This is a genomic window from Demequina lignilytica (genome assembly GCF_030418305.1).
Taxonomy (GTDB): Bacteria; Actinomycetota; Actinomycetes; order Actinomycetales; family Demequinaceae; genus Demequina; species Demequina lignilytica.
The window spans coordinates 515,979-532,224 of record NZ_JAUHPX010000001.1 but is presented as its reverse complement, the minus strand read 5'-3'; the positions used below and the strand labels follow the sequence as shown (position 1 = coordinate 532,224).

Below are 16,246 nucleotides of genomic sequence, written 5' to 3'. Positions count from 1 at the left end.
CCGTATGGAGGCGTTCCCCTGGGCCACGCTGATCGGCATCGTGGTGATCGCGGCGCTGGCCGCGGCGGTGATGCACGCGGTGGTCGCGGCGTTCGAGCAGCTGCCCTACGCCCGTGAGCGCGAGATCGAGGCCGCGCGCCGCCCCGACGGACGTCCCACCGCGGCGGCACGGCTCGCGGCCCTGCCGGATCAGGCCGACAACGCCTCGTCGGTCGTGTACGCGATCGCCGAGGCGGTCGCCCTGGTGAGCTGGGCCTTCGTCGCGTGGGAGCTGGCGGAGGACGTGGACTGGGGCTGGATCCCGACCGTGACCGCCGCCGCGGGCGTCGGGGCGGCGGTGTCGCTGCTCGTGGTCCGCGCGGTGCCGCGCGGGATCGCGCGCGCCCACCCCGAGAACACGCTCCGCGCGCTCGCGCCGCTCGCGTGGTTCCTCATCTGGGTGACCACCCCGATCCGCGCGGTGGTGCCGGCGCTGCAGTACCCCGAGCTGCGCGAGGCCGAGGACCTCATGGACCAGGCCGAGGACGCGCTCGAGGAGGAGGACGCAGAGCTGCTGCGCTCGGTCGTCGGGCTGGGCGACACGCTCACGCGCGAGGTGATGGTGCCGCGCACGGACATGATCACCATCCACGCGGGCACCACGGCGCGCAAGGCGATGATCCTGTTCATGCGGTCGGGCTTCTCCCGGGTGCCGGTCATCGGCGACGGCGTGGACGACACGGTGGGCGTGCTGTACCTCAAGGACGTGGTGCGGTGGACCTGGGACCACGCCGCGAGGCTCGAGGAGCCGATCGACGCGCTGGTGCGCGAGCCGGTGTTCGTGCCGGAGTCCGTGCCCGCGGACGACCTCCTGCGCCGCATGCAGGACGAGGTGTTCCACATGGCGATCGTCGTCGACGAGTACGGCGGCGTGGCCGGGCTGGTGACCATCGAGGACGCGCTCGAGGAGATCGTCGGCGAGGTGGTGGACGAGCACGACCGCTCCGCTCCGGACGTCGAGGACCTGGGCGACGGCCGCTACCGCGTGCCGGCGCGCTACGACCTGGACTCGCTGGGTGAGCTGTTCGACGTCGAGATCGACGACGAGGACGTCGAGACCGCCGCGGGGCTGCTGGCGAAGGCGCTGGGGAAGGTCCCGATCCCCGGCTCGGAGGCGACAGCCCACGGCCTGGTGCTGATCGCGGAGCGCGCCGAGGGGCGCCGGCGCCGCCTGGTGTCGCTCGTCGTCGAGCGCGAGCGCCCCGCCGAGGGCGAGGATGAGACGCAGGAGGCGGAGCCCGTGCCCCGCCGCCGAGGCAGGAGGAACGACAACGATGACTGAGCACCGGAGCGGCTTCGCCGCGTTCGTCGGACGCCCCAACGCGGGCAAGTCGACGCTGATGAACGCGCTGGTGGGGGACAAGGTGGCGATCATGTCCTCCCGGCCGCAGACCACGCGCCGCGCGATCCGAGGGATCGTCCACCGGGACGACGCCCAGCTGGTGATCGTCGACACGCCCGGCCTGCATCGGCCCCGGACGCTGCTGGGGGAGCGGCTCAACGACCTGGTGCGCGAGACGCTCTTCGAGGTCGACGTGATCGGCTTCTGCCTGCCGGCGGACGAGAAGATCGGGCCGGGCGACAAGTGGATCGCGCGCGAGCTGGCGGAGGCCAAGGCGCCCGTGGTCGCGATCGTCACCAAGGTCGACAAGGTCCCGCGGGAGCGGGTCGCCGAGCACCTGCTCGCGGTGTCGGAGCTCGCGGAGTGGGCCGAGATCGTGCCGGTCAGCTCCGTCACGGACATCCAGATGGACGTGCTGACCGACGTGCTGGTGCGGCATCTGCCGGAGGGGCCCCCGCTCTACCCCGGCGGCGAGATCACGGATGAGCCCGAGGACGTCCGCATCGCCGAGCTGATCCGCGAGGCCGCGCTCGAGGGGGTGCGGGACGAGCTGCCGCACTCGATCGCCGTCGTGATCGAGGAGATCGTCGAGCCCGACTCGGAGGACGCGCGACGCGACGTGCTGGAGATCCGCGCCCACGTCTTCGTCGAGCGGGAGAGCCAGAAGGGCATCATCATCGGCAAGGGCGGATCGCGGCTCAAGGAGGTGGGGGCGACCGCGCGGCAGGGGATCGAGCATCTGCTGGGCCGTCGCGTGTTCCTCGACCTCCACGTCAAGGTGGCCAAGGACTGGCAGCGCGATCCCAAGCAGCTGGGCCGGCTCGGCTTCTGAGGCGGTCCCGGAGGGGGACGACGCGCGACGCCCCGGCCACCGCGAGGGTGACCGGGGCGTCGGTGTCGGCGCGGCGGGCGTCAGCCGATCGACGACAGGATCTTGAGGCTCTGGGCGAGCAGCAGGAGGAACCCGCCGCTGCTGAGCATGAGGGTGGCGAGCACCGCCGGCACGGCCCAGAAGGGCAGCTCCTTCTTCGCGGCGGCGGGCTGGGTGGTGGTCTCGATGGTGGTCATGGTGTCCTCCCCTGACGTTCTTCGTGCTTAGTACCGATGGGTGGACATCACCATATTCGTACTAAGTACGAAAGTCAACGGGTGCGATCCGTCCGCGCGCGACCGCCGCATCGTCCCCGGTCGGCTATGGTGGACGCATGCGTGCACGCTCGCTGCTCCTTCTGTGCCGCGACGAGGCCTGATCCAGGCCGGATCCTCGTCGCGGCGGTTGGTGTGCCGGCCTTCAGGACAGCGACCGACCTAAGGAACAGCCCTCATGACCAGCGAGCACACCGCGCAGAGCGCGCACTACACCGGCGGGGAGCAGACCGCGTCCCCCATGCCCCTGCACAAGTACGTGCCGTTCAGCGAGCAGATCCGGGTGGACCTCCCGGACCGCACGTGGCCCGGCGCGACCATCACGAAGGCCCCGCGCTGGTGCGCGGTCGACCTGCGCGACGGCAACCAGGCCCTCATCGAGCCCATGAACGCGGAGCGCAAGCTGCGGATGTTCGACCTCCTGGTCCGCATGGGCTACAAGGAGATCGAGGTGGGCTTCCCGAGCGCGAGCCAGACCGACTTCGACTTCGTCCGCCAGCTCATCGACGAGGACCGCATCCCCGACGACGTCACCATCCAGGTGCTGACCCAGGCGCGCGAGCACCTGATCGAGCGCACGTACGAGTCGCTGCGCGGCGCCAAGCAGGCGATCGTGCACCTGTACAACTCGACCTCGATCCTGCAGCGCGAGGTGGTGTTCCGGGCGACCGAGGACGAGATCGTCGACATCGCGACCCACGGCGCGATGCTGTGCCAGAAGTTCGAGGAGACCATCCCCGACACCAAGGTCTTCTACGAGTACAGCCCCGAGTCCTACACGGGCACCGAGCTCGAGTACGCCGTCCGCGTCTGCAACGCGGTGCTGGACGTGTTCAAGCCCACGCCCGATCGCAAGGTCATCATCAACCTGCCGGCGACGGTCGAGATGGCGACCCCGAACGTGTACGCCGACTCGATCGAGTGGATGAACCGCCACCTGGACTACCGCGACTCCGTGGTGCTGAGCCTGCACCCGCACAACGACCGCGGCACCGCGGTCGCCGCGGCCGAGCTGGGCTATCTGGCGGGCGCCGACCGCATCGAGGGCTGCCTGTTCGGCAACGGCGAGCGCACGGGCAACGTCGACCTGGTGACGCTCGGCATGAACCTGTTCTCTCAGGGCATCGACCCCGAGATCGACTTCTCCGACATCGACGCGATCCGTCGCACGGTCGAGTACTGCAACCAGATCGACGTCCACCCGCGCCACCCGTGGGGCGGCGACCTGGTGTTCACCGCCTTCTCCGGCTCCCACCAGGACGCCATCAAGAAGGGTCTCGAGTCGATGGAGCGCAAGGCCGAGAAGCAGGGCGTCGCGGTCGACGACCTGGTCTGGGCGGTGCCGTACCTGCCGATCGACCCCAAGGACGTGGGCCGCTCGTACGAGGCTGTCATCCGCGTGAACTCGCAGTCCGGCAAGGGCGGCGTCGCGTACCTGCTCAAGACGGAGCGCAATCTCGACCTGCCGCGCCGGCTCCAGATCGAGTTCTCCCGCGTGGTCCAGCGCGAGGCCGACGCCACGGGCGAGGAGATGACCGCGGCGCGCCTGTGGACCATCTTCCAGGACGAGTACCTGCCGGCGACCGACCCGGAGCTCCAGTGGGGGCGCTTCTCCCTGGTGGGCACGCGCACCACGTCCTCGGACTCGGGCCCCGACACGCTCGCGGCGGACATCACCGACAGGGGAGCGCCGGTCACGGTCGAGGGCTCGGGCAACGGCCCCGTCGCGGCCTTCGTCGCCGCGCTCGGCACCCGCGGCGTGCGGGTCGAGGTGCTCGACTACCACGAGCACGCGATGAGCGGCGGCGGCGACGCCGTGGCCGCCGCGTACGTCGAGTGCCAGATCGGCGACGACATCCTGTGGGGCGTCGGCATCGACCCGTCGATCACCACCGCGACGCTCAAGGCGATCATCTCCGCGGTGAACCGCGAGGGTCGATGACGCTCGCACGTCACCTGATCGCGGCGGCGGGCGCGGGGGTCACGGCCCTCGCGCTCGCCGCGTGCTCGGGCGCGCCTGCGGTCGAGCTGCCGGACCTCACGTCGCTCGACCTGAGCGCCGTCGACTGCGCCGAGACCGCGCAGATGGCCGACGTGGTGGCCTCGCCGCCCGCGGGCTCCGAGACCGCGTGCTGGACGGGGGCCCCCGACGACGGGTTCGTCGCGACCGCGGACGCGATCCTCGCCCTCCTGATGGAGGACGCGGGCGAGGAGGGCACCGACGCGACCAGCGCACTGTGCTGGGACGATGCGCTCACCGAGACCGAGGGCAGCGCCTGCCGCGCGGTCGTGGTCGGCGACCTGACGGACGGCACGGTGGTGTCCGCGGTGATCGCCGTGACCGATCCCGCCTCGATGACGGCCGACCTCCCGGACGACGCGACGGACGAGCAGGTGGCGGAGGCGATCGCCGGCGCCCCGATCGAGGTGCTGCTGTTCTCCGAGCCGGCCTCGCTGGTCGACGCCTGACGCGCGGCCGCCCCGCCGCGCCCGGAGGGGCACGACGGGGCGGTGCGGACGCGGCTCAGGCCGCGACCAGGTCCGGCTCCCGGCCGGGGAGGGCCGCCACCGCGCGCGGGGCGCGCGTGAGGAGCCAGACGGTGAACCACACCTCGGTCACGATCGACGCCGTGGCGACGATCGCGAGGAACGCCCCGCCGAAGTCGGCGTAGTTGGCGAGCAGGAGGTGGGCGAAGGTGTCGGCGACGTACGCGACGCCGGCGATCCCGAGGCCGTAGCCGAGCACGCGCGGTCCGACGCGTGACGCGACCAGGATGCGGCCGAGGACCATCAGGTGCAGGCCGAACGCGACCAGCGCGAGCAGCCACGTCACGTCGAAGGCCTCCATCGCGAGCCCGGTCCAGGCCTCGCGCTGGCCGGCGTCGAGCCCGGCGACCAGGTCGCCGCCGGTCGCCAGCTGGAGCGCGAGGTGCATGAAGGTGATGGCGGGGATGAACGCCACGGTGTACGCCAGGCGGAGCCAGGCGGCGAGCAGCGAGCGCCGCTCCCCGGTGGAGCGCAGCAGGACGTGCAGCGCCCAGGCGATGCCGATGTCGATCATCGCGATCGCGGCGAAGCCCGCGATCCCGAGACGGAAGGTGGTCGCGTTCTCGGCGATGTTCGCCATGGTCGCGGCCGGGTCGTCGGGGACGACCAGCTGGTTGCGGACCAGGAAGTTCGCGCCCATGGCGAGGAGCACGATCGCGATGTAGCCGAGGCCTGCGAGGCGTGCGGCGGATCGGGGCGAGAGGTCGGTGCGGATGGTCATGTCGGATTCTCCTGTCGGGACGATGCGGTGTCGGGCGCGCTCAGCGGGCGTCACGGACGATGACGACGGCCTTGCCGGCGACGCGGCCAGCGGCCAGGTCGGTGACGGCGTCGGCGGCGCGGTCGAGCGGGTAGGCGCGGCTGACCGCGGCGCGGATGGCACCGTCGTCGACCAGGTCCCTCACGCGCTCGAGGCGCTCCGTGGTGGTGGCGGACACGAATCCCATCAGCCGCTGCGAGGTGAAGAGCGAGACCAGCGGCGCCCACAGGGTGCGGCCAGCGCCGCCCACGAGGGCGTCGCCGCCCTCCCCGCCGACCATGACCAGCGTGCCGGTGGGGGACAGGATGCGACGCAGGCGGCGCAGCGAGGTGAGGCTGCCGGCGTCGATGATCACGTCGAAGGACTCGTCGAGCGCGGTCACCTCGGTGGTCCGGTAGTCGATCACGCGCTCCGCTCCGAGCCCGCGGACCAGGTCCGCCTTGGCGGCGCTGGCGACGCCCGTCACGTGGGCGCCCGCTGCGACGGCGAGCTGCACCGCGAACGAGCCGACCCCGCCGGACGCGCCGAGGACCAGCACGCGCTGGCCGGCCTCGACCCCGGCGCAGTCCTCGACGGCCTGCAGCGCGGTGACGGCGGAGACGGGCATGGCGCCCGCCCCGGTGAAGTCCGCGGCGTCGGGCTTCACGGCCAGACGGTCGGCCTTGGCGATCGCGAACTGCGCGAACGAGCCGTCGGCGGTGCCGAACACCTCGTCGCCCACGGCGAACCGGGTGACCCCGGCGCCCACGGCGGTGACCACGCCCGCGACGTCGGAGCCCTGGACCGGCTGCTTGGGCCGGCGCAGGCCGAAGCCGATGGCGCGGATGACGAGCGGGCGGCCCGTGGCGAGGTGCCACACCCCGCGGTCGACGCCCGCGGCGTGAACCTCGATGAGGACCTCGCCGTCGCCGGGCTGCGGCACCGGGACGGTGTCGACGCAGATCTCCTCGGGGCCGGCGTAGCGGCGCTGAACGGCGGCCTGCATGGTGGCGGTCGCGGTGCTGGACGATGCGTCGCTCGCGGAAGCGGCGGCGGCGATGGTGGCGGCCGAGGCGGCGGCTGCGGCCTGGGCGGTGGTGCTGGCGGTCATGGTGTTCCTCCCCGTGTCGTGATCATTCGTACTTAGTACGAGTGATAGGCTCGACTGTAGACGTACTAAGTACGACGCGCAACCCCCGCGGGGGAGATTCGGAGCGGAACGGTGTCTGAGCAGGTGGTTCGCAAGGTCAGGCTCACTCCCGAGCGCATCGCGACGGCCGCGATCGAGCTCGCCGACCGCGACGGGATCGAGGCGCTCACCATCCGGGCGCTCGCCGACCATCTGGGCACGAAGCCCATGACGCTGTACCACCACGTCGCCGGCAAGGAGGCGCTGCTCGACCTCATGGTCGACCGGATCTTCGCGGAGATGGAGGCGCCGCCGGAGGACCTTCCGTGGCGCGAGGCGATCATCCGGCGCTGCCAGTCCACGCGCGAGGTCCTGGTGCGCCACCCGTGGTCGGTTCCGCTGCTCGAGTCCCGCAGCACGCCGGGTCCCGAGCTGCTCCGCCATCACGAGTCGATGCTCGCGACCCTCGACCGCGGCGGTCTGCCGCTGCCGTTGATGGCGCACGCGTACGCGATCCTCGACAGCTTCGTCTTCGGCTTCGCGCTCGAGGAGGCGACCCTGCCGGCGCAGGGCGGTGAGGGGATGGCGGACGTGGCCGAGGAGATCGCGGCCGCCTTCGACGCCGAGGCCTACCCGCAGCTGGTCCGCCTCACCGTCGACCACGTGATGCAGCCGGGCTACTCGTTCGGCTCGTCCTTCGAGGTCGGGCTCGGCATCATCCTCGACGGGCTCGAGGCGGCGCGGGGGCCCGGCGCCGACGCCTGACCGACGCCGCGCCTGCCCCTCCCGCGGTCCCGGCCGGGGGACAATGGCCCGGTGCCCCTGTACCGAGACGACGCGATCGTCCTCCGCACCCACAAGCTGGGGGAGGCGGACCGCATCGTCACGCTGCTGACGCGCCACCACGGCAAGGTGCGCGCGGTCGCCAAGGGGGTGCGGCGCACCACCAGCCGCATCGGCTCCCGCATGGAGCCGTTCATGCTGGTCGACGTCCAGCTGTACGAGGGCCGCAACCTCGACATCGTCAGCCAGGTCGAGACGCGCGAGCCGTACGCCCGCCGCATCGCCGTCGACTACGCCCTCTACACCGCCGCGACCGCGATGGTCGAGACCGCGGACAAGCTGGTCGACCACGAGAAGGAGCCCGCGCACCAGCAGTACCGGCTGCTGCACGGCGCGCTCGGTGCGCTCAGCCGCCGCGAGCATGACCCGGGCATGCTGCTCGACTCGTTCCTGCTGCGGTCCCTGGCGATCGCCGGTTACGCGCCCAGCTTCGACGAGTGCGCCAGCTGCGGCCGCCCCGGACCGCATCGCGCGTTCGCGATCGCGGAGGGCGGTGCCGCGTGCGAGGAGTGCCGTCCGTCGGGCTCCGCCGCACCCGCGGAGGAGACGATGCGGCTCCTCGCCTCCCTCCTCGAGGGCGACTGGGCGGTCGCGGACGCCTCCGACGGCCGCCACCGGCGCGAGGCCGCGGGCCTCACGGCGGCCTACTCACAGTTCCACCTGGAGCGCCGGATCCGGTCGCTGCCGCTGGTCGACCGGTCCGAGCCGCAGGTCGGCTGACCCACGCCCGACGCCTTCTGCCAGCCCGTACGCTTGACCCGTCGCCGCACCGGGCGACGGGAGAGGAACCGATGCGCCCCACCGTGATCTTCGACTTCGACGGCACCATCGCCCTCGGCGACGGCCCGCTGCACGCGTACGCCCAGGGCGTGGCGGACGCGGCGGGCGTGCCCGAGATCGCGGTCGAGTCGCGCGCCGCGCTCGCCCGCTTCGAGGCGGGGGACGCCACGGTGATCGACGGCTACGACGCGGTCCGCCGGGTCGCCCTCGCGCACGGTGCGGACGGCGCGGCGCTCGAGGCGGGCTATCGTGCGAGCCGCGAGCACCTGGCGACCGGGCGGGCGCCCATCGAGGCTCCCGCTGGTCTCGGCGCGTTCCTCGAAGGGCTCGCCGCCCATGCGGACCTCCTGCTGGTGACCAACTCGCCGGACATCCGGATCACGGAGGCGCTCGAGGTGCTCGAGGCGACCGCGATCACCCGCCGTGTCTGCTCGGCACGCAAGCCCGCGGGGCTCACGGCCGTCATCGCCGCCGAGCTCGAGGGCGGACCCGTGATGAGCGTGGGCGACGTCTACGTCAACGACCTCGAGCCGGCGATCGCGCTCGGCGCCGCGACCGCGATCGTGGGCACGACCTGGGAGTCCTGGGCGGACCGCGCGACGCTCGCGGCGGCGACGCTGCCCGAGCTGTACGATGGCATCGTCGCGTGGGCGGAGGCCGCCGGGGCGCCCGGGGCCGGCCACTAGGCTGGCAGTCGTGACGCCGCAGCCGCCCTTCGCCCACCCCTCGGGCGCGACCCCGCCCGATCTGCCCCGGGACGCGGTGCCGCGGCACGTGGCCGTGGTGATGGACGGCAACGGGCGCTGGGCCAAGGAGCGCGGGCTCCCGCGCACCGCGGGCCACGAGCGCGGCGAGGCCGCTCTGCTCGACGTCGTCGCGGGCGCGATCGAGGCCGGCGTCGGCCACATCAGCGCCTACGCGTTCAGCACCGAGAACTGGAAGCGCAGCCCCGAGGAGGTGCGCTTCCTCATGGGCTTCAACCGCGACGTCATCCGCCGCCGCCGCGACGAGATGCACTCGTGGGGCGTCCGCGTGCGCTGGGCCGGGCGCCGACCCAGGCTGTGGCGCTCCGTCATCACCGAGCTCGAGAAGGCCGAGGAGATGACGCAGGACAACACGGTCCTCACGCTCACGATGTGCGTCAACTACGGGGGTCGAGCCGAGATCGCGGACGCCGCGCGAGCCATCGCGGTGAAGGTGGCGGCGGGGGAGCTGGACCCGTCGAAGGTGACCGAGAAGACCCTCGCGGCCCACCTCGACGAGCCGGACATGCCGGACGTCGACCTGTTCTGGCGCTCGAGCGGCGAGCAGCGGTCGAGCAACTTCCTGCCGTGGCAGGCCGCCTACGCCGAGTACGTGTTCAGCGACGTGCTGTGGCCCGACGTGGACCGCACGCACCTGTGGGCGGCGATCGAGGAGTACGCCCGTCGCAACCGCCGCTTCGGCGCCGCCTGACGCGCCCCGCGCGCCCGCGCATCGTCCCTCCGGTCGCCGCGCGGGCCCGACCTTCCTAGGCTGGAGGTGGGTCCCCGCGCACGGTTGTCGAAGGAGATGATCGCCATGCCGGATGCAGAGAAGATGGCCCGCTTCGCGACGGGCCGCGGGTTCATCGCCGCGCTCGATCAGAGCGGCGGCAGCACGCCGCGGGCGCTGCGCGCCTACGGCATCGACGAGTCGCACTACGCCGACGAGGCGCAGATGTTCGACCTCATCCACACCGCGCGCACGCGCGTCATGACCAGCCCGGTCTTCGACTCGGACCGGATCCTCGGCGCGATCCTGTTCCAGGGCACCGTCGACAGGACGGTCGCCGGGATGCCCGTGGTCGACTACCTGTGGCGGGAGAAGGGGATCCTGTCCTTCCTCAAGATCGACAAGGGCCTCGAGGACGAGCAGGACGGCGTCCGGCTCATGAAGGACATCCCGGGTCTGGACGCGACGCTGGCCGACGCCGCGGCGCGGGGCGTGTTCGGCACCAAGGAGCGCTCGGTCATCGGCGCGGGCACCGACGACGGGGTCCGGAGCGTGGTCGCACAGCAGTTCGAGGTCGCGGAGCGTGTGCTCGCGGCGGGGCTGGTGCCGATCATCGAGCCGGAGATCGGCATCGACGCGCCGGATCGCCGACGGACCGAGGAGGTCCTGAAGGCCGCGCTGCGGCGCCACCTCGACGCGCTCGGCGACCGGAAGGTCGCGCTCAAGCTCACCATCCCGATCGTGGACGGTTACTACACGGAGCTGACCGAGCACCCGAGCATCGCGCGGGTGGTAGCGCTGTCCGGCGGGTACAGCCGGGCGGAGGCGGTCGAGAGGCTGGCGCGCAACCCCGGGCTGATCGCCAGCTTCAGCCGCGCGCTCCTGGAGGGGCTCAGCGTCGACCAGTCGGCGGAGGAGTTCGACGCGGCCCTCGATGCGTCGATCGAGGCGATCTACCGGGCGTCGATCACCTGAGGGCGCGGCCGCTCGCGCCGCGCCTCCCACGCCCCCATGCCCCCGCGCCTTCCCGCGCCCCAATGGCGGATCGGTGCACGAAACCGCGAGGTTTCGTGCACCGATCCGCCATTTCGCAGTGCGGCGCGGTGCGGCGCAGTGCGGTGCGGTGCGGTCAGGACGCGTAGGGCGACGTGGGGTCGGCGGGCGCGGCGGGGCGGCGGCTCCGCCGCCACCGGTTGAGCCCGAACGCGGCTGCCACGATCAGGAGCACCGCCGCTGCGAGCAGCCACGGGCTGCGCACCCACGCCTCCCACAGCCCGAGCAGGACGAGCGTGTACACGGTCGCCCACGCGATGCAGCCGGGGATCATCGCCAGCGTGTAGAGGTCCCAGCGCATGCGCGTGTAGCCGGCCGTCGCGTTGACCATGGTCTGGAACCCGACCGTGAGGAAGGACACGGGGATCGCGAGGAAGCCCCAGCGCTCGATGAACTCGCGCGCCCGCTCCATCCCGGGTCCCGAGAACCGGCGCGCGAGGCGCGCGCGGGGGCTGCTGTGCTCCTCCGCACGGTCCGCGACCGCGTCGGCCCCGGTGCGCGCCCAGCGGGCCACCCAGTACGTCGCCTGGGTGCGGAGGAAGACCACGCCGCAGAGGAACACGAACAGGCCCCACCAGGGGCCGTCGAGCACGAACGAGGGGACGCCGGCCATCAGCCCCGGCCCGCGGCGGCGCACTCCGGGCAGACGCCCGTCAGCTCGATCGTGTGCCGGATCTCCCCGTACCCGTGGTCGGCGCCGATCCGATGGGCGAACTCCTCGAACGCGGGCACGTCGATCTCGACGGCCTTGCCGCACACGCGGCAGCGGAGGTGATGGTGGTGCTCCTCGCCGGCCTCGCAGCGGCGGTACAGGATCTCGCCGGACTCGGACACGACGGAGTCGACGTCGCCCGTCTCGGCGAGCGCCTGCAGCGTCCGGTAGACCGTCGCGAGGCCCACGGTCGAGCCGTCGGCCCGCAGCCGCTCGTGCCACGCCTGGGCGGAGCGGAAGTCCCGCGTGTCGAGCGCGTCGAGGATCTCGACGCGCTGGCGGGTCATGCGGGGCCGTGGGGCCGCGTCGCCGCTCATCGTCGGGACCCCTTCAGCAGCGAGGTGATCAGCGCGACCACCACGTAGACGACCACCCCGATGACGACGATCAGCGAGCCCGGCTGGATGTCCTGGAAGACGGTGATCCAGATCCCGGTGAGGGTCAGGGCCGCGCCGAGGCCCATGGCGACGTGCATGGTGCGCGCGAAGGATCGCGTCAGCAGCTGCGCGATCGCGACCGGCACGATCATGAGCGCGCTGACCAGCAGCACGCCGACCACGCGCATCGCCACCGTGATGGTGACGGCCGCGAGCACCGCGACCACCATGTTCAGCGCGTCGACCGGCAGCCCCGTCGAGCGCGCGAACTCCTGGTCATGGGTGACCGTGAACAGCGCCGCGCGCAGCCCGAGGCCCACGACCAGGATCAGCGCCGCGAGGCCGGCGCTCATCCACACGTCGCCCCAGGTCACGGTCGAGATCGACCCGAACAGGTAGCCGAGCAGGTTGGCGTTGGATCCGCCGGCGAGCCCGATCAGCAGCACACCGCTCGCGATGCCGCCGTAGAACAGGATCGCCATGACGATGTCCGCGGCCGTTCCTCGCGAGCGCATGCGCTCGATGACCACGGCTCCGATGATCGCGAACACGACGGCGCCGGGGATGGCGAGCGCGTCCTGCCGCGCGAGGTCGAAGGCGGCGCCGGCGAGCCATCCCGCCGCGACGCCCGCGAGCGCCACGTGGCCGATGCCGTCGCCGAGCAGCGCCATGCGGCGCTGCACCAGGTAGGTGCCCATGACGGGTGCCGCCATGCCGACGAGCAGGCCGACGATGAGCATGCGCTGGATCAGCGGCTCCGCGAGAAGGTTCACGGCCCCTCCAATCCGAGCGAGCCGCCCTCGCGCACGGGCGGGTCGGTGTGCGGGTGCTCATGGTCGTGGCCGGGGAGCGCGTGCACGCCCAGGTCCTTGGGCGGGACGCCGTCGTAGGTCACGCAGCCCTGCTCGAGCACCACGGCGCGGTCGATGTGGCGGGCGAGCGCACCGAGCTCGTGGAGAACCACGAGGATCCCGACGCCGTCCTCCTTGAGGTGGCCCAGGGTGTGGGCGAAGGCGACCTGCGACTGCAGGTCGACGCCCGCCATCGGCTCGTCGAGGATCAGCAGGCGCGGCTCGCGCACCAGGGCTCGGGCGATCAGCACGCGCTGCTGCTGGCCGCCCGACAGGCGCGACACGTCGCGCTTCGCGAGGTCCTCGACGCCCATCGAGGCGAGGGCGGCGCGGGCGCGCGCTCGCGCGTCGTGAGGCGGCACCAGGCCACGGAGCCGCGACCCGGTGCGGCCGGCGGTCTCGCGCGCCCCGAGCAGGCCCGAGGTCACGACCTCGATCGCGGTGGCGGAGACACCGCCGGCGGCCGTGATGCGTTGCGGCACGTAGCCGAGCCGCGCGCGGGTCAGCGGGGCGGCGGGGCTGCCGAACAGATCGATCGCGCCCGACGCGATCGGCACGGCGCCGACGATGCCGCGCACGAACGTCGACTTCCCGGAGCCGTTGCCGCCCATGAGCGCGACGACCTCGCCCGCCGACGCGCGCAGCGAGACGCCATGGAGGATCTCCGTGCCCTGCAGGGAGACGCGCACGTCCCGCGCCTCGACCAGCGAGGGCGGGACGTCCGCGTGCAGGGAGGGATCACTCACAGCTCAGCGCGTCCTCCAGCGCCGCGAGGTTCCTGGTCATGACAGCAATGTAGTGGTCGCCGTCGGCCACCGTCTCCACGGGGCTGAGCACGGTGGTCTCGACGCCGACGTCCGAGGCGAGGGCCTCCGCGACGGAGGCGCTGACAGCGTCCTCGGTGAAGATGGTGGTCGCGCCCGTCTCGACGATGATGTCCTTCAGCTCGAGGATGCGGGCGGGCGAGGGCTCGTTCTCCGGGTCGAGCCCGGCGATGCCCTCCTGGTGGAGCCCGTACGCCTCGGCCAGGTACCCGAACGCCTCGTGGCTCGTGACGATCGTGTCGCGCTCGCACTGGGCGAGGCCGCTCGAGAACTGGCCGTCGAGCTCGTCGAGGGCGGCGTGCAACGCGGCGGCGTTCGCCGTGTAGGTCTCGGCGTTGTCGGGATCGGCGGCTGCGAAGGCCTCGCCCACCGAGTCGCCGTAGGCCGCGAGAAGCGTCGGGTCGAGCCAGAAGTGCGGGTCCTCGGAGCCGTGGTCGTGCTCGTCCTCGCCCTCCTCCTCGTGGTCGTGCTCCTCGGCCTCGTGCAGCTCGACCACGGCGGCCGCATCGAGCGCCTCGACGCCGGTGGTCGAGATCGCGTCGTCGACGGCGGGTTGGAACTCGGACAGGTACAGCGCGAGGTCCGCGGTGCCCAGCTGGCGGACGGTCGCGGGGGACAGCTCCACGTCGTGAGGCTCCACGCCCGCGGGCGTCATGGACACGAGCGACACCAGGTCGCCGCCCACCTGCTCGGCCACGAACTCCAGCGGGTAGAACGCGGTCGCGACCGTGAGCGACGCCGACGAGGCGTCGGACGATGCGGAGGTGCCCGAGGTGCCCGCGGAGCAGGCGGTCAGGGCGAGGGAGGAGGCTGCGGCGGCGGCGATCAGCGCGGACGTCTTGTTCATGAGCATCACTGTAGTGCAATTGATAATCGTTCGCAATAAGGACGATCGTCCCGACCGCCTGGCGGCGCCCGCACGCGGGCGCCGGGCCCGCATCGTCCCTCCTCGCGCACCGATAGACTGTCCCGAGCTATCCCGACCCCTCCACAAGGAGCATTCACGTGGCCGCACCCAGCCGTCTCGACAACGTCATCTCGCTCGCGAAGCGCCGCGGCTTCGTGTTCCCGTGCGGCGAGATCTACGGAGGGACGCGCTCCGCGTGGGACTACGGGCCGCTGGGCGTCGAGCTCAAGGAGAACATCAAGCGCCAGTGGTGGCGCGCGATGGTCACCTCGCGCGACGACATCGTCGGCCTCGACTCCTCCGTGATCCTCCCGCCGCAGGTCTGGGAGGCCTCCGGCCACATCGCCGCGTTCGTCGACCCGCTGGTGGAGTGCCTGTCCTGCCACAAGCGCTACCGCGAGGACCACCTCCTCGAGGAGTTCGAGGAGAAGAAGGGCCGCGCCCCCGAGGGCGGCCTCGCCGAGATCGCCTGCGCCGCCTGCGGCACGCGCGGCCAGTGGACCGAGCCCAAGATGTTCAACGGCCTGCTCCGCACCTACCTGGGCGCCGCGTCCGACGACTCGGGGCTGCATTACCTGCGCCCCGAGACCGCGCAGGGCATCTTCGTGAACTTCGAGAACGTCATGCGCACCTCGCGCCAGAAGCCTCCGTTCGGCATCGCGCAGGTGGGCAAGTCCTTCCGCAACGAGATCACGCCGGGCAACTTCATCTTCCGTACCCGCGAGTTCGAGCAGATGGAGATGGAGTTCTTCGTGGTGCCCGGCACCGACGAGGAGTGGCACCAGCACTGGATCGAGACGCGCAAGAACTGGTACACCGACCTCGGCATCGCCGAGGACAACCTGCGCCTGTACGAGCACCCGCTCGAGAAGCTCTCGCACTACTCCAAGGGCACCACGGACATCGAGTACCGCTTCGGCTTCCAGGGCTCCGAGTGGGGCGAGCTCGAGGGCATCGCGAACCGCACCGACTTCGACCTGAGCACCCACGCGAAGCACTCCGGCAAGGACCTGAGCTACCTGGACCCGGCCACGAACGAGCGCTACGTGCCGTACGTGATCGAGCCCGCGGCGGGCCTGTCGCGCTCGCTGATGGCCTTCCTGGTCGAGGCGTACACGGAGGAGGAGGTCCCGACAGCGAAGGGCGGCACCGAGACCCGCACCGTGCTGCGCCTGGACCCGCGCCTCGCGCCGGTCAAGGCCGCGGTCCTGCCGCTGTCGAAGTCCGCGGATCTGGTGCCGACGGCCGAGGCGCTCGCGAAGGAGCTGCGCGGGGCGTGGAACATCGACGTGGACGTGACCCAGTCCATCGGCAAGCGCTATCGCCGTCAGGACGAGGTCGGCACGCCCTTCTGCGTCACCATCGACTTCGACACGCTCGACGACCAGGCGGTGACCATCCGCGATCGCGACACCATGCAGCAGGAGCGCGTCGCGCTCTCGCAGGTGAGCGGCTACCTCGCCCAGCGCCTGATCGGCGCGTGA

The 16,246-nt window shown here is 72.0% G+C and carries 18 protein-coding genes; 10 read left to right on the top strand and 8 right to left on the bottom strand.

The window, feature by feature from the left end:
• Positions 1 to 4 precede the first annotated feature (4 nt).
• Both QQX10_RS02465 and era read left to right on the top strand, forming a co-directional pair.
• The gene (locus QQX10_RS02465) at positions 5 to 1,321 is read left to right on the top strand and encodes a hemolysin family protein (protein ID WP_301120323.1); all 1,317 of its coding nucleotides are present in this window, start codon (positions 5 to 7) and stop codon (positions 1,319 to 1,321) included.
• On the top strand, positions 1,314 to 2,213 hold the full coding sequence (gene era / locus QQX10_RS02460) for a GTPase Era (RefSeq protein ID WP_301120325.1): 900 nt from the start codon (positions 1,314 to 1,316) through the stop codon (positions 2,211 to 2,213). Before QQX10_RS02465 ends, era begins: the two co-directional genes overlap by 8 nt.
• 80 nt (positions 2,214 to 2,293) lie before the next feature.
• Here the strand turns inward: era and QQX10_RS02455 are convergent, their stop codons facing one another.
• On the bottom strand, positions 2,294 to 2,449 hold the full coding sequence (locus QQX10_RS02455) for a hypothetical protein (protein ID WP_301120327.1): 156 nt from the start codon (positions 2,447 to 2,449) through the stop codon (positions 2,294 to 2,296).
• Positions 2,450 to 2,705: 256 nt separating this feature from the next.
• Between QQX10_RS02455 and leuA the strand changes: the two genes are divergently transcribed.
• Both leuA and QQX10_RS02445 read left to right on the top strand, forming a co-directional pair.
• The gene (gene leuA / locus QQX10_RS02450) at positions 2,706 to 4,469 is read left to right on the top strand and encodes a 2-isopropylmalate synthase (protein ID WP_301120329.1); all 1,764 of its coding nucleotides are present in this window, start codon (positions 2,706 to 2,708) and stop codon (positions 4,467 to 4,469) included.
• On the top strand, positions 4,466 to 4,996 hold the full coding sequence (locus QQX10_RS02445) for a hypothetical protein (RefSeq protein WP_301120331.1): 531 nt from the start codon (positions 4,466 to 4,468) through the stop codon (positions 4,994 to 4,996). Before leuA ends, QQX10_RS02445 begins: the two co-directional genes overlap by 4 nt.
• Before the next feature lie 55 nt (positions 4,997 to 5,051).
• Here the strand turns inward: QQX10_RS02445 and QQX10_RS02440 are convergent, their stop codons facing one another.
• Positions 5,052 to 5,795: a DUF4386 domain-containing protein gene (locus QQX10_RS02440; protein ID WP_301120333.1), complete on the bottom strand. Its 744-nt coding sequence runs from the start codon at positions 5,793 to 5,795 to the stop codon at positions 5,052 to 5,054.
• Positions 5,796 to 5,835: 40 nt separating this feature from the next.
• A complete protein-coding gene (locus QQX10_RS02435; RefSeq protein WP_301120339.1) occupies positions 5,836 to 6,924 on the bottom strand; it encodes an NAD(P)-dependent alcohol dehydrogenase in 1,089 nt (362 codons plus the stop codon).
• A gap of 111 nt (positions 6,925 to 7,035) precedes the next feature.
• On the opposite strand from QQX10_RS02435, the gene QQX10_RS02430 reads away from it, so the two are divergent.
• From QQX10_RS02430 to QQX10_RS02410, 5 genes are all read left to right on the top strand, one after another.
• Positions 7,036 to 7,707, top strand: coding sequence for a TetR/AcrR family transcriptional regulator (locus QQX10_RS02430; protein WP_301120341.1), 672 nt, complete (start codon positions 7,036 to 7,038; stop codon positions 7,705 to 7,707).
• A gap of 51 nt (positions 7,708 to 7,758) precedes the next feature.
• Positions 7,759 to 8,505 (top strand): DNA repair protein RecO, encoded by a 747-nt coding sequence (recO, locus tag QQX10_RS02425; protein ID WP_301120343.1) that lies wholly within the window; start codon positions 7,759 to 7,761, stop codon positions 8,503 to 8,505.
• A gap of 71 nt (positions 8,506 to 8,576) precedes the next feature.
• Positions 8,577 to 9,251: an HAD family hydrolase gene (locus QQX10_RS02420; protein WP_301120345.1), complete on the top strand. Its 675-nt coding sequence runs from the start codon at positions 8,577 to 8,579 to the stop codon at positions 9,249 to 9,251.
• Between the two features lie 10 nt (positions 9,252 to 9,261).
• Positions 9,262 to 10,020, top strand: coding sequence for an isoprenyl transferase (locus tag QQX10_RS02415; protein WP_436968547.1), 759 nt, complete (start codon positions 9,262 to 9,264; stop codon positions 10,018 to 10,020).
• Between the two features lie 105 nt (positions 10,021 to 10,125).
• Positions 10,126 to 11,013, top strand: a complete 888-nt coding sequence (locus QQX10_RS02410; protein WP_301120347.1) for a fructose bisphosphate aldolase — start codon at positions 10,126 to 10,128, stop codon at positions 11,011 to 11,013.
• Positions 11,014 to 11,167: 154 nt separating this feature from the next.
• On the opposite strand, the gene QQX10_RS02405 is transcribed toward QQX10_RS02410, so the two are convergent.
• The 5 genes from QQX10_RS02405 to QQX10_RS02385 are packed head-to-tail and all read right to left on the bottom strand — an operon-like array spanning position 11,168 to position 14,702.
• Positions 11,168 to 11,704, bottom strand: a complete 537-nt coding sequence (locus QQX10_RS02405; RefSeq protein WP_301120349.1) for a DedA family protein — start codon at positions 11,702 to 11,704, stop codon at positions 11,168 to 11,170.
• Positions 11,704 to 12,120: a Fur family transcriptional regulator gene (locus QQX10_RS02400; RefSeq protein ID WP_301120351.1), complete on the bottom strand. Its 417-nt coding sequence runs from the start codon at positions 12,118 to 12,120 to the stop codon at positions 11,704 to 11,706. Before QQX10_RS02400 ends, QQX10_RS02405 begins: the two co-directional genes overlap by 1 nt.
• Positions 12,117 to 12,953 carry a metal ABC transporter permease gene (locus QQX10_RS02395; protein ID WP_301120353.1) on the bottom strand — a complete coding sequence of 279 codons (837 nt, stop codon included), beginning with the start codon at positions 12,951 to 12,953 and terminating at the stop codon, positions 12,117 to 12,119. Before QQX10_RS02395 ends, QQX10_RS02400 begins: the two co-directional genes overlap by 4 nt.
• Positions 12,950 to 13,777 (bottom strand): metal ABC transporter ATP-binding protein, encoded by an 828-nt coding sequence (locus QQX10_RS02390; protein WP_301120355.1) that lies wholly within the window; start codon positions 13,775 to 13,777, stop codon positions 12,950 to 12,952. Before QQX10_RS02390 ends, QQX10_RS02395 begins: the two co-directional genes overlap by 4 nt.
• The gene (locus QQX10_RS02385) at positions 13,770 to 14,702 is read right to left on the bottom strand and encodes a metal ABC transporter substrate-binding protein (RefSeq protein ID WP_301120357.1); all 933 of its coding nucleotides are present in this window, start codon (positions 14,700 to 14,702) and stop codon (positions 13,770 to 13,772) included. The genes QQX10_RS02390 and QQX10_RS02385 overlap by 8 nt, the downstream gene beginning before the upstream one ends.
• Positions 14,703 to 14,860: 158 nt before the next feature.
• Between QQX10_RS02385 and QQX10_RS02380 the strand changes: the two genes are divergently transcribed.
• Positions 14,861 to 16,246, top strand: coding sequence for a glycine--tRNA ligase (locus QQX10_RS02380; protein WP_301120359.1), 1,386 nt, complete (start codon positions 14,861 to 14,863; stop codon positions 16,244 to 16,246).

Coding starts and splice junctions, on each gene's coding strand:
- QQX10_RS02465 (WP_301120323.1), top strand. CDS start 5: ATGGAGGCGTTCCCCTGGGCCACGCTGATCGGCATCGTGGTGATCGCG.
- era (WP_301120325.1), top strand. CDS start 1,314: ATGACTGAGCACCGGAGCGGCTTCGCCGCGTTCGTCGGACGCCCCAAC.
- QQX10_RS02455 (WP_301120327.1), bottom strand. CDS start 2,449: ATGACCACCATCGAGACCACCACCCAGCCCGCCGCCGCGAAGAAGGAG.
- leuA (WP_301120329.1), top strand. CDS start 2,706: ATGACCAGCGAGCACACCGCGCAGAGCGCGCACTACACCGGCGGGGAG.
- QQX10_RS02445 (WP_301120331.1), top strand. CDS start 4,466: ATGACGCTCGCACGTCACCTGATCGCGGCGGCGGGCGCGGGGGTCACG.
- QQX10_RS02440 (WP_301120333.1), bottom strand. CDS start 5,795: ATGACCATCCGCACCGACCTCTCGCCCCGATCCGCCGCACGCCTCGCA.
- QQX10_RS02435 (WP_301120339.1), bottom strand. CDS start 6,924: ATGACCGCCAGCACCACCGCCCAGGCCGCAGCCGCCGCCTCGGCCGCC.
- QQX10_RS02420 (WP_301120345.1), top strand. CDS start 8,577: ATGCGCCCCACCGTGATCTTCGACTTCGACGGCACCATCGCCCTCGGC.
- QQX10_RS02410 (WP_301120347.1), top strand. CDS start 10,126: ATGCCGGATGCAGAGAAGATGGCCCGCTTCGCGACGGGCCGCGGGTTC.
- QQX10_RS02405 (WP_301120349.1), bottom strand. CDS start 11,704: ATGGCCGGCGTCCCCTCGTTCGTGCTCGACGGCCCCTGGTGGGGCCTG.
- QQX10_RS02400 (WP_301120351.1), bottom strand. CDS start 12,120: ATGAGCGGCGACGCGGCCCCACGGCCCCGCATGACCCGCCAGCGCGTC.
- QQX10_RS02385 (WP_301120357.1), bottom strand. CDS start 14,702: ATGAACAAGACGTCCGCGCTGATCGCCGCCGCCGCAGCCTCCTCCCTC.